The organism is Rhizobium sp. B21/90 (genome assembly GCF_019355815.1).
Lineage (GTDB): Bacteria > Pseudomonadota > Alphaproteobacteria > Rhizobiales > Rhizobiaceae > Rhizobium > Rhizobium rhododendri.
This window is the reverse complement of the sequence record NZ_CP072162.1, coordinates 3,327,220-3,339,401: the sequence shown is the minus strand read 5'-3', so window position 1 is coordinate 3,339,401 and position 12,182 is coordinate 3,327,220. Positions and strand designations below refer to the sequence as shown.

Annotated in this window: 11 protein-coding genes; 7 read left to right on the top strand and 4 right to left on the bottom strand. The window is 60.1% G+C overall.

All coding sequences use genetic code 11. The features are described 5' to 3' along the window. The first annotated feature begins 52 nt into the window (after positions 1 to 52). A complete protein-coding gene (folD, locus tag J5278_RS16160) occupies positions 53 to 952 on the top strand; it encodes a bifunctional methylenetetrahydrofolate dehydrogenase/methenyltetrahydrofolate cyclohydrolase FolD (RefSeq protein ID WP_209182859.1) in 900 nt (299 codons plus the stop codon). Positions 953 to 959: 7 nt separating this feature from the next. On the opposite strand, the gene J5278_RS16155 is transcribed toward folD, so the two are convergent. Beyond that, the gene (locus J5278_RS16155) at positions 960 to 1,985 is read right to left on the bottom strand and encodes a LacI family DNA-binding transcriptional regulator (RefSeq protein ID WP_142824033.1); all 1,026 of its coding nucleotides are present in this window, start codon (positions 1,983 to 1,985) and stop codon (positions 960 to 962) included. Between the two features lie 317 nt (positions 1,986 to 2,302). Here J5278_RS16155 and J5278_RS16150 point away from each other — a divergent pair, with 317 nt between their 5' ends. The 6 genes from J5278_RS16150 (at position 2,303) to J5278_RS16125 (ending at position 9,294) form a co-directional block, all read left to right on the top strand. Then, entirely contained in the window at positions 2,303 to 3,664 is a 1,362-nt protein-coding gene (locus J5278_RS16150) for an ABC transporter substrate-binding protein (protein ID WP_142824034.1), read from the top strand. Positions 3,665 to 3,783: 119 nt separating this feature from the next. Further along, a complete protein-coding gene (locus tag J5278_RS16145; protein WP_209182923.1) occupies positions 3,784 to 4,800 on the top strand; it encodes a carbohydrate ABC transporter permease in 1,017 nt (338 codons plus the stop codon). 1 nt (position 4,801) lies between these two features. Beyond that, positions 4,802 to 5,965, top strand: coding sequence for a carbohydrate ABC transporter permease (locus J5278_RS16140; protein ID WP_209182860.1), 1,164 nt, complete (start codon positions 4,802 to 4,804; stop codon positions 5,963 to 5,965). Positions 5,966 to 6,001: 36 nt separating this feature from the next. Further along, complete coding sequence (locus J5278_RS16135; RefSeq protein WP_209182861.1) at positions 6,002 to 7,654, top strand: alpha-glucosidase; 1,653 nt, start codon at positions 6,002 to 6,004, stop codon at positions 7,652 to 7,654. A gap of 24 nt (positions 7,655 to 7,678) precedes the next feature. After that, complete coding sequence (locus tag J5278_RS16130) at positions 7,679 to 8,821, top strand: ABC transporter ATP-binding protein (RefSeq protein ID WP_209182862.1); 1,143 nt, start codon at positions 7,679 to 7,681, stop codon at positions 8,819 to 8,821. A 62-nt stretch (positions 8,822 to 8,883) separates the two neighbouring features. After that, positions 8,884 to 9,294 (top strand): hypothetical protein, encoded by a 411-nt coding sequence (locus J5278_RS16125; RefSeq protein ID WP_209182863.1) that lies wholly within the window; start codon positions 8,884 to 8,886, stop codon positions 9,292 to 9,294. A gap of 64 nt (positions 9,295 to 9,358) precedes the next feature. On the opposite strand, the gene J5278_RS16120 is transcribed toward J5278_RS16125, so the two are convergent. The 3 genes from J5278_RS16120 to J5278_RS16110 all read right to left on the bottom strand — a co-directional run bounded on the left by J5278_RS16120 (position 9,359) and on the right by J5278_RS16110 (position 11,651). Then, the gene (locus J5278_RS16120; protein ID WP_209182864.1) at positions 9,359 to 9,838 is read right to left on the bottom strand and encodes a GNAT family N-acetyltransferase; all 480 of its coding nucleotides are present in this window, start codon (positions 9,836 to 9,838) and stop codon (positions 9,359 to 9,361) included. Positions 9,839 to 9,956: 118 nt separating this feature from the next. Then, complete coding sequence (locus J5278_RS16115) at positions 9,957 to 10,157, bottom strand: hypothetical protein (RefSeq protein WP_209182865.1); 201 nt, start codon at positions 10,155 to 10,157, stop codon at positions 9,957 to 9,959. A gap of 333 nt (positions 10,158 to 10,490) precedes the next feature. Next, a complete protein-coding gene (locus J5278_RS16110) occupies positions 10,491 to 11,651 on the bottom strand; it encodes an acyltransferase (protein WP_209182866.1) in 1,161 nt (386 codons plus the stop codon). Positions 11,652 to 12,182: the final 531 nt, after the last annotated feature.

Here is a 12,182-nt window from a genome sequence, read left to right as displayed (position 1 = left end):
CGCTGCAGGGCAGGGCTAGATTGCCGCGGCATCGATATCCGGGAGAATACGCGTGGCGACAGTAATCGACGGCAAGCAGGTGGCGGCATCGGTCATCGAGGCCGTGAAGGCGGCTGCATCCGTGTTGGCAACGGAAACCGGCAAAAAAACCGGCCTCGCGGTCGTGATCGTCGGTGACGACGCCGCCAGCCACACCTACGTCGCCGCCAAGAGCCGCATGGCCAAGGAATGCGGTTTCAATTCAATCCAGCATACCTTGCCTCTGGAGACGAGCCAGGAAGAACTCGCAACCCTGGTTTCAACTCTCAATGCAGATCCGGCCATCGACGGCATCCTGGTGCAGCTGCCATTGCCGAAGCACCTGGATTCGGACGCAATCATCCAGTCCATCCTGCCTGAAAAAGATGTCGACGGCCTGCATGTCGTCAACGCCGGGAAGCTGGCCACCGGCGATCTGGCGACAGGACTGATCTCGTGCACGCCAGCCGGCGCCATGCTCTTCGTCCGCCAGACCCATGGTGACGATCTGTCGGGTCTCAATGCCGTGGTCATCGGTCGCTCCAATCTGTTCGGAAAGCCAATGGCCCAGCTCCTGCTCAATTCAAATGCGACGGTCACCATCGCTCATTCGCGCACGAAGGATCTGGCCACCGTCTGCGCCCGCGCCGATATCCTTGTAGCGGCCGTCGGCCGGCCCGAGATGGTCAAGGCCGACTGGGTGAAGCCGGGCGCGACGGTGATCGATGTCGGCATCAACCGCATTGCCGCACCGGAGCGCGGCGAGGGAAAGACCCGATTGGTCGGCGATGTCGCCTTTGCCGAATGCGGCGATGTCGCTGATGTCATCACACCCGTTCCCGGCGGCGTGGGCCCGATGACGATCGCCATGCTGATGGCAAATACGGTGATTGCCGCCTATCGCGGCGCCGGCCGGACCGCGCCGACATTCTGAAGCAACGTCAGGAGGCTGGTGCGGCCCCCGTGGATGCGCGCACGATAAGTTCGGCCTTCCAGAGTTCGTGTTCAGGGTAGGGGCCCTGGTTCTTGATCCCGCCGATCAACCGCTCCGCGACGCGGACGCCGGCTGCCCGCAGCGATGAACGGGTGGTCGTCAGCGGCACCGAGAAATTCTCCGGCTTCAAGAGCGCCAGCACGTCGTCATGGGCAATCAGCGAGATATCCTCGCCGAGCCGGAGGCCCGCCTGATTGACAGCGCGGATCGCCCCCAGCGCCAGAACGGTGCTGGAACAGAGGATGGCTGTCGGTCTTTCCGTCATCTGCAGGAAACGCTCCATTGCCACAAAGCCCTGTTCGTCGGTCATCGGCGTGTTGCTGACAGAGGTCTCGTCAAGCATAAGGCCGCGTTCGGCGAGCGCTGCGACCACGCCGTTTTGCCGGCGCATGGCGAAGTCGAGATGGGCCGGCCCGTTCATCAGCGCGAACCTCCGATGCCCGAGTTGCAGCAGCAGCCTTGCCGCATCGTAGAAGGCGGCCTCGTTGTCGATGTCGACGAACGGGTAGTCAGGCTCGCTCCCGAACGAGCGCCCGTGTACGACGAAAGGAATCGACAGCGATTTCAGCATGACGACGCGCGGATCATCGGCCCGCATATAGGCGACGAACAGCGCATCGACGTTGCCACTGACCGCCAGGCGCCGCAGGGCCGCCACTTCATCCTCCGGATGTGCCGGCATGATGACGAGGTGGAAATCGTGACGCAGCGCCTCCTCGCCAAGCCCTGTGAGAAATTCTCCGAAATGCACGTCGGAAGGATGGCCCGGCGCTGTCGGCATGACGAGCCCGATCGAGCCCGCCTTGCCCGTGGCTAGCCGTTGCGCCGCCGTATTCGGCCGGTAGCCGGTGTCGCGCACAGCGGCCAGCACCCTTTCGCGTGTCTCGCGGCTGACTTCCGGGTATCCGTTAAGGGCGCGGCTGACAGTCGTCTGGGACAGGCCGAGCATTTGCGACAGCTGTTTCAGGTTCACACCGATGACCTCCCCACGCGCATTCCATACAGTGGACAAAGGGCCACCCAAACCCGGCAGCTCCGCCCAAACGCCTCCCAAAGCGCTTTCAATTATGATGTCTTTGCCATCCTTGACTCAAGAAAAATCGCGTCATATTTCGTTTATTCGATGTTGCAATGCGAGATTTCGCATCTGCAGTTGTCGTTTCGTAAAATCGCTTGACTCACGAGAGCCGCAGTAGAATGAATTCGCAAGCCAAAGCGCTTTGAGGATAGCGTGTCACTCGCTGTTTTGTGGGAGATGCTTTTGGATATTGTGACGGGAGGGAAAATCACATGAAGACATCATTTCTGATGAGCATTGCTTTGGCCGCAGTGATGGCCGGCTCCGTATCGGCCGCCGACCTGAAGTTTAAGCCGAATGAAGACTCCAAGTTCAACTGGAAGAGCTACGACACCTTCAAGACGGCCCATGCCGATCTGAAAGGCCAGACGCTCACCATCTTTGGACCGTGGCGTGGCGAAGACGAAAAGCTGTTCGCCAGCGTTCTCGCCTATTTTACCGAAGCTACCGGCATTGACGCGAAATACTCGTCGTCGGAAAACTACGAGCAGCAGATCGTCATCGACACCCAGGCCGGTTCGCCGCCGAATGTCGCGATCCTGCCGCAGCCGGGCCTGCTCGCCAATCTCGCCAGCAAGGGCTACCTGACGCCGCTCGGCGACGACCAGGCCAACTGGGTGAAGACAAACTACGGCGCCGGCGACAGCTGGGTCAGCTATGGCACGTACAAGGGCAAGGATGGCAAGGATGCCTTCTACGCCTTCCCCTACAAGGCCGACCTGAAGTCGCTCGTCTGGTACGTGCCGGAAAACTTCGAGGAAGCCGGTTACAACGTGCCGAAGACGATGGAAGATCTGATCAAGCTCTCCGACCAGATCGTCAAGGACGGCGGCGTGCCGTGGTGCATCGGGCTCGGATCGGGCGGCGCGACCGGCTGGCCGGCAACCGACTGGATCGAGGATCTGATGCTGCGCACGCAGTCTCCGACCGACTACGACAAGTGGACCACCAACGAGCTGAAGTTCAACGATCCGAAGGTCGTGGGCGCTATCGAGGAATTCGGCAAGTTCGCCAAGAACGCGAAATATGTCGACGGTGGCGTTGCAGCCGTTGCCTCGACCGATTTCCGCGACAGCCCGAAAGGCCTCTTTTCGGTGCCGCCGAAGTGCTATCTGCACAAGCAGGCTTCGTTCATCCCGTCTTTCTTCCCTGAGGGAACGAAGCTCGGGCAGGACGCCGACTTCTTCTACTTCCCGCCCTATGCCTCGCATCCTGAGCTCGGCAAGCCGGTTCTCGGCGCCGGTACTCTGGCTGCGATCACCAAGGATTCGAAGGCAGCCCGTGCTTTCATCGAATTCCTGCAGACGCCTATCGCCCATGAAGTTTGGATGGCACAATCCGGCTTCCTGACGCCCTACAAGGCCGTCAACACCGGTGCCTATGCCAACTACACGCTGAAGAAGGAAGGCGAGCTTCTGACCTCGGCCACAGCCTTCCGTTTCGACGGATCGGACCTGATGCCAGGCAAGATCGGCGCCGGCGCCTTCTGGACCGGCATGGTGGATTTCGTCGGCGGCAAGTCCGCACAGGCCTCGGCAGACGATATCCAGAAGGCCTGGGACGGCATCAAGTAGGACCCTCATCTAAAAGCCGCCGCCGGTATCCGGCGGCGGTCAGGATGGCCGCCAGCGTCGGGGAGGACGACGATGGCGGCCGCCACAAGCAGCAATCAAATGCGCAAGGGGAGGGACTTATGATCTGGCAGATCGCTTCGGCACTGGGCGCCGTGGTCTTGGGCGTTACAGCCTGCGCCGCCTATTTCCTGTTTTCCAACAAGTTGCTCGATTTCGCATTCCCGGCCCGGGATGGCGACGACGTTTTCGTCGCATCACGCAATTTGCGCCGGCGCTCGATCATCCGCCCATGGCTGTTCATCGGGCCGGCACTGCTGTTGCTGGTCGTCTATCTCGTCTACCCGGTCGTTGCCACGTTCATCCTGTCCTTCTACGACAAGGGCGGCGAGCAGTATGTCGGGTTTGCCAATTACCAGTGGGCGATCGGCGACCGCGAGTTCCGCCAGGCCATCTTCAACAACATCCTCTGGCTCGCGGTTGTGCCGGCCGCCTGCACCTTCTTCGGCCTCGTCATCGCAGTGATGACCGACCGGATCTGGTGGGGAAATATCGCGAAAAGCATTGTTTTCATGCCGATGGCGATCTCCTTCGTCGGCGCCTCCGTCATCTGGAAGTTCATCTACGAATATCGTGGTGGCAACGACACGCAGATTGGCCTGCTGAACGCCATCGTGCAATTGTTCGGCGGCACGCCTGAGGTCTGGATCTCCATTCCCTTCTGGAACAATTTTTTCCTGATGATCATCCTCATCTGGATCCAGACCGGCTTTGCGATGGTCATTCTGTCGGCAGCCCTGCGTGGCATTCCGGAGGAGACCATCGAGGCTGCCGTCATCGATGGCGCCAACGGCTGGCAGATCTTCTGGAAGATCATGGTGCCGCAGATCTGGGGCACGATCGCCGTCGTCTGGACGACCATCACCATCCTGGTGCTGAAAGTCTTCGACATCGTGCTCACCATGACCAATGGTCAGTGGGACTCGATGGTGCTCGCCAACCTGATGTTCAACTGGATGTTCCGTGGTGGTGGCGACAGCGGTCGCAGCGCCGTCATCGCCCTAATCATCATGGTCGCCGTCATGCCGATCATGGTCTGGAACGTCCGGCGCGCCAACCAGGAAACGGGAGAGCACTGAGATGACCTTCGACAGAAGCTTCTTCCGCATCGGTCCCGCCCGGCTGTTCGTCCACGCCATGGTGCTTTTGATCGTCATCGTCTGGCTGGTGCCGACGCTCGGCATCTTCGTCACCGCGTTGCGCGACAAGGACCAGATTACCGTCTCCGGCTGGTGGACGGCCTTTTACGGCTCCTCGCAGACGACAGCAGTACGGCTCGACGCTGCAGACAAGCAGCAACCGGACGGTACAAACTACGTCATCTCAGGCTCGGTCTTTTCAGCCGCCGGTTCGCTCGGCAAGGTCAGTGCGTTCGGCGTCAAGGCGCAGGACCCCTCGGCCTTCAAGGCCGGCGAGCCCGCCGATATCGGTAACGGCGAAACGCTGCTGATCAACACCGACGGCACCTACAAATACACGAAGAACGCTGCCTTCGACGACACGCGCGGCAAGCGCATCTATATCTCCGTCGCCTCGCCGCCGGCCTTCACGCTGCAAAACTTCAAGTCGGTGGTGACGGGTGAGGGGATCGGCCAGTCCTTTATCAATTCGCTGACCGTCACCATCCCGGCCACCATCATCCCGATCCTGATCGCCGCGTTTGCGGCCTATGCGCTGGCCTGGATGGAGTTTCCCGGCCGATCGCTGATGATCGCGCTGGTGGTAGGGCTGATCGTCGTGCCGCTGCAGATGTCGCTGATCCCGCTGCTGCGGCTCTATAACGACATCGGCTCTTTCCTCGGCGTGCCCTCGAAAACCTATCCCGGCATCTGGCTTGCCCATACGGCCTTCGGCATGCCGCTCGCCATCTATCTGCTGCGCAATTACATCGCCGGCCTGCCGAAGGAGATCATCGAATCCGCCCGCGTCGATGGCGCCAGCGATTTCGACATCTTCGTCAAGATCATTCTGCCGCTGTCCTTTCCGGCGCTCGCCTCCTTCGCGATCTTCCAGTTCCTCTGGGTGTGGAACGACCTTCTGATCGCCATGGTCTTCCTCGGCACCGCCAAGGACCAGCTGGTACTGACCGGCAGCCTCAATGCGCTGCTCGGCTCGCGCGGCGGCAACTGGGAAATCCTCACAGCCTCGGCTTTCGTCACCATCATCGTGCCGCTCCTCGTCTTCTTCGGTCTGCAGCGCTACCTGGTGCGCGGTCTGCTGGCCGGATCTGTCAAGGGCGGCTGACGCCTACAATTCGCATTCAGACAGGATCTCCCGGGAATGACTATTGCTACTCCATCGATCACGACGGCCGACAAGAACTGGTGGCGCGGTGCTGTGATCTACCAGATCTATCCGCGCTCGTTCCAGGACTCCAACGGCGACGGTATCGGCGATCTCAAGGGCATCGCCGCCCGCCTGCCGCATGTCGCTTCGCTCGGCGCCGACGCCATCTGGGTGTCGCCCTTCTTCATGTCGCCGATGCGCGACTTCGGCTATGACGTCTCTGACTACGAGGACGTCGACCCGATCTTCGGCACGCTCGCCGATTTCGATTCGCTGATCGCCGAAGCGCATCGTTTGGGCATCAAGGTGATGATCGACTTGGTCATCTCCCACTCCTCCGATCGCCACCCGTGGTTCGTCGAAAGCCGCTCCAGCCAAGATAACCCGAAATCCGACTGGTATGTCTGGTCGGACGCCAAGCCCGACGGCACGCCACCCAACAACTGGCTGTCGATTTTCGGCGGTTCGGCCTGGGCCTGGGATCCGACCCGCATGCAATACTACATGCACAACTTCCTGACCTCGCAGCCGGATCTCAATCTCCATAATCCCGAGGTTCAGGATCGCCTGCTGCAGGTCGTCCGATTCTGGCTCGAGCGCGGCGTCGACGGCTTCCGTCTCGACACCATCAATTTCTATTTCCACGACCGCGAGCTGCGCGATAATCCGGCGCTGGCCCCGTCGCGCCGCAACGCCTCGACGGCACCGGCCGTCAACCCTTACAATTTCCAGGAGCACATCTACGACAAGAACCGGCCGGAAAATATCGCCTTCCTCAGGCGCTTCCGTGCTGTGCTGGAAGAGTTTCCGGCGATTGCAGCCGTCGGCGAGGTCGGCGACAGCCAGCGTGGCCTCGAAATCGTCGGCGAATACACCTCCGGCGATGACAAGATGCACATGTGCTACGCCTTCGAATTCCTCGCGCCCGACGCGCTGACCCCTCATCGCATCGAGGAGGTGATGAAGGATTTCGGCGCGGCGGCACCGGACGGCTGGGCCTGCTGGGCGTTTTCCAACCACGACGTCGTGCGCCATGTCAGCCGCTGGGGCAGCCTGGTGGCCGACCGTGAAGCCTTCGCCAAGCAATATTCGGCGATCCTGATGACGTTGCGCGGCTCCGTCTGCCTGTATCAGGGCGAGGAGCTTGGCCTGACCGAAGCCGAGATTGCCTTTCAGGACCTGCAGGATCCCTACGGCATCCAGTTCTGGCCGGAATTCAAGGGCCGCGACGGTTGCCGCACGCCCATGGTCTGGGACAGCCAGGTCGTGCAGGGCGGGTTCTCGACGGAAAAGCCATGGTTGCCGGTGCCTGTCGAACATATCCTGCGCGCCGTCAGCGTCCAGAGCGGCGATGAAAACTCGGTGCTCGAGCACTACCGTCGTTTCCTCGCGTTTCGCAAACAGCACCCTGCCTTCGCCAGCGGCGAGATTTCCTTCTATCCGCCGCAGGATGACGTGATGCTTTATACGCGCACGTTCGGCAACGAGACGATCCTCTGCGTCTTCAACATGAGCGCCTCGGATGGATCGGCCGAACTGCCGGAGGGAGCATGGGAAGCGCTGGCCGGCCATGGTTTCGCCAGCGAAATTTACGGCAATAAAATCGATATTCCGGCCTGGGGCGCTTATTTCGCGCGCCTCGCCTAAAGACAAGAACGGGAGGGGCTTGCGATGACTGGACTGGTTCTGAAGGATATCCGGAAATCCTACGGCGCGGTGAATGTGCTGCACGGCATCGACCTTGAAATCGCCCATGGCGAGTTCATCGTTTTCGTCGGGCCGTCCGGCTGCGGCAAGTCGACATTGCTGCGGATGATTGCCGGTCTGGAAAGCATCACCGGCGGCGAGATGATCATCGACGGTCGCGTCGTCAACCAGGTGCCGCCCTCGCGGCGCGGCATCGCCATGGTTTTCCAGTCCTATGCGCTGTATCCGCATATGACTGTCTACGACAACATGGCCTTCGGCATGCGCATTGCCCATGAGAGCAAGCAGGAGATCGATCGCCGTGTGCGCGCGGCGGCCGACAAGCTGCAACTGACCCAGTATTTGGACCGCCTGCCGAAGGCACTCTCCGGCGGCCAGCGCCAGCGCGTCGCCATCGGCCGCGCCATCTGCCGCAATCCGAAAGTCTTCCTGTTCGATGAGCCACTGTCGAACCTCGACGCTGCGCTGCGCGTCGCCACCCGCATCGAGATCGCCCGGCTGAACGATTCCATGCCGGATACGACGATGATCTACGTCACCCACGACCAGGTGGAGGCGATGACCCTTGCCGACCGTATAGTGGTGCTGTCGGCCGGCCGCATCGAGCAGGTCGGCCCGCCGCTGGAACTCTACGAGCGTCCGGCCAATCTGTTCGTTGCCAAATTCATCGGCTCGCCCGCCATGAACATCATCCCGGCAACGATCGCCGAGGCAGGCGTATCGACCGTGGTGACGCTGAAGGGCGGCAAGTCGGTAACGCTCGATATTTCTACCGATGCATCTGACAAGGGCGCCACGGCAAGTTTCGGTGTGCGCCCTGAAGACCTGCGGCTGGCAGAGGGCGACGACTACCTGTTCGAGGGTGAGGTGGCGATCGTCGAGGCCTTGGGCGAGGTGACGTTGCTCTACATCGAAGGTCTCGTCGACGGCGAGCCGATCGTCGCCAAATTGCCCGGTGTCGCCCCTGTCGAGCGCGGCCAGAAGATGCGCTTCATCGCCGACAAGGAAAAGCTGCACCTCTTCGACAGCGAAGGAAAGACCTATCGCTGGACGCGAGAAAGCGGTGCCTATTTTGCAACTTTCGCGACGTCAGCCTCGCACATCTAACAAAGTGTTAAATAACGGCTGCTATTCTTGAAGCACGCCGTAACATTTGAAGGCTCACGATCATGGCAGCATCCGTGCCGAAACCGCAGAACCATTTCCTGAACAAGGAAGAGTCTTTCATGTACGACCGCGAAGGTCGCTACAAGATGCAGGACACGATGAATGCGGCACGGATCGAATATACCGAAAAAGGCGTGATGCACCTCGCCTCACGCCGCTGTGACATCGTAAAAATTTCCATGAGCGGCGCCATTCTGGCGATCCTGACGCAGTATAACCTGCCGAAGCAATTCTATCTCGATATCCCGGACGCGCGCATCAACAAGGTGGGCTGCGTTCTGATGAAGGTTTTCCCCAACAACACCGTCGAGGTGCGCTTCCTGTCGCTGCTGAGCGAAAAGGAAATGAACAAGATATTCGTCTACAGCACCCACCCGGCCCACCGGAACCATGTGCTGGATATCCGGGGTTAGATCAGGAGGGCACTGTCGCCTCATGCGCCGACTGATTGCGCCATTTCGGCAATCTGGCCTCGACTTATGTCGTCGGCGCCTGCAGGTGTTTCTGCATGATCGAGTATGCCTTGCCTGACTTTTCGAAGGTCTCCACCATCGTCCAACCGTATTTGGCATAAAAGCTCGCCGAATTCGGCGTATAGAGAGACAGCCGCGCGATGCCCTCCCGAGAGGCTAGCGCTTCAAGCTCTGCTATCATTCGCGCGCCGTAGCCTTTACCCCTGTGTGGCGTGTCGACGTAGACGCCGGCCAGCCAGGGGTTCAGTTCCGGGCGTCCCTCGAGGTCATCGAGGCAAATGGCCGACATCGCAACGGGCACCTCGTCTTCGAGCATGACAAGCACGGTCGGCATCAAGCCCGAAACGTTGGCGCCCTCGACTTCGCGCGTCAACATCTCCTCGTGCGTGACGTCGCCGCCTTTGAAGAATTCTTCCCAGCGCCAGGTGCCAGTCGTGCGCAGGAGGTCCCGGCGTTCTTTTGTCGTCACGAAGGTCAGGGTCATGTCGCTCTGCCAAAGATGAGGAGGGGTGGTATGCCCTTAGGAGCAGTTTGCAAAAGCGATATGACGCTCGGACTCCGCCAGTTTGTCACGCAATATCTGTGTAGCCTGCGGCCCGGCCTCAGAGCTTGCGCGCTGCCAGGCGACGCTTGTCACGCTCGACATATTCGGCGCCGCGCGCGGTCAGCCGGAACTCGCGCTTCTGAAATTCGCCGCGGATCGTGATGAAGCCTTGCTCTTCGGCCTCCTTCAATGTCTTCAGGCTGGTGCCCTTGGGGGGAGACTGCCAATCCAGGCCTTCGGCGCTGTGCAGCAAAACCATGATCTTGATAATGTCGTTTCTCCATGGCCGATGCAAACAGCGGCGCTACGTGGTCGAATGCACGTCCCGAACGGCACCATTGATCTGGAAAGACAATGTCGAAGCCGTCGCGGGTTTCATCAGGAGCCAGTCTATAAAAGCCTGCCGTGCTTTGGTCAATTGACGCGCTGCGACGGGTCGGCTTGTCTGGAGATGCCGAGAGTTTTTCCGGTTTTGGCGCGATGCAGCCAACCTATCTGGCAGACACTTGCATCAACTCTATCCGATTGCCGAAAGGGTCGTTCACATACTCTCGCATAAATCCCTCGAGCGGCTGGTCCGACGTCGTCGCCATCAGTTCCACTGCGCCGGCGCCCGTCGGCCGAGGGCCAGCATATTCCGGAACTGCGGCAGGCTCGGGCTTCTGCCGCCGAGAAGCAGGGCCAGGAAGCCGGGTGCGACGAGGCTCAGCACGAAGGTGGCGCAGACTGAGGCAGCCAACCCGACGAACGGTGCTGTCGCGAAGAACAGCATGTGCGCTGTGCCGCCGATGCGAAACCCGAGGGTCTCGAAGCACATCCAGATGGCACCGGCGATTAGGGTATGGCCGCAAAAGGCAAAGAAGATCACCGGCTCGAATGCGACCGTGAAGGCAACCAGCCGGGGGAAGCGCAGCAGTGCCTTCGTTGCCCACCAGAAGAGGATGGCGCCGGCGAACCGGTCAACGAGCTGCAAAACGCGAAGCGCCCAGTCGTGCTCGTGGTCGCCGATCCAGTCGTAATTCGCATAGAATGGCAGGCAGCCGATCGCCAGCAGGATCGCAAACGACAGAGGTGCGAGAATGCGGCTGTGACGATCTATGATATCAGGCGACGCCATTCCTTTGGCAAAGGCGAGACCGATCGCAAAGAACAGCACGATCGCGCTGTTGGTGAATATTACGCCGTCTAGATTGAAAATACTGTTGGCAATCAGCAGTGCGAACAATACCCAGGGTTTTCTTTCAAGCGCATAGAGCAGGACCGGCGTCCAAAGAACGCAGACGAAGACGTCGCGCAGGAAATAGAGCGGCCCGTTGCGAGGGTAGCCCGAAATGCCGAAGAGATGCTGGGGGATGGCGCTGACCTCGGGAAGGGTAGCCGGCCCGTCCAGCACAGCATCCTTGGCAATGATCACCGCGCTCCACAGGGCGAGGGGAACGACGACGGTCAGGATCTTCCGGCCCACCTGATCGCTCCAGGATTTAGAGCCGGCGAGGATGACCAGCAGATAGCCGGAAACGATGCTGAGCAGGGGTACGCTCGATCGGCCGATGATCTCGCGTATCATCCAGATGATGCCGGAGCTTGAAAACGCGGTGGTCGGAGGGTCGATCAGATAGGGCGGGATATGCATGTAGATCACCGCCAGGATGCAGCAGACCCGGGCAATCTTGATCCGGCTCGACATTGTCGGTGAGATTGTCTTCGGTGAAGTTGTCTCGGCGATATCCGGTAAAGTTGTCTTTGAGACCATTGGTTTTTCGCTTTTCCGCTAGAGCCAAACTGGGTTTCGGGTCACCACTACACGCTGAATGAAAGGCATGCTACCAGAAATTGCCGACATAACCGGGTTATCTCACTGTTTATTCAGTGATATATTTTAGTCGATGGCGAAGTGCGGATAAGTTGGGTTGTATGTTGACGGTACAGGACCTCTTCACCGTCCGTATCTTGGTAAAAATTTGGGTTGTCATTTCAAACCGATAGAATGAGATTTATCGCGATTCCCTCAAGGGTTACACAGGATAGCGCGATCGGCGAGAGCGCATCGAAGCTCAGGCAGGAGAGAGTTCGCGATCGTTGTGAGGCCGCTATGACCTCGCCTGTCGAAATGCAGGCAAAACGCGCCTGAGGGTGCATGTCCCAACGACTGGCGGCCGAGGATGCCGTGACCTGGTACGGCAGTTTAGGTCGCAAAGACCCGGGTGTGCCGCAGCAAGCTTCAGGCGATCATACCGAAATGCGAAGCCGCTACCGGCCAGCCCGAGCTGGCTGGCCGCGCCTT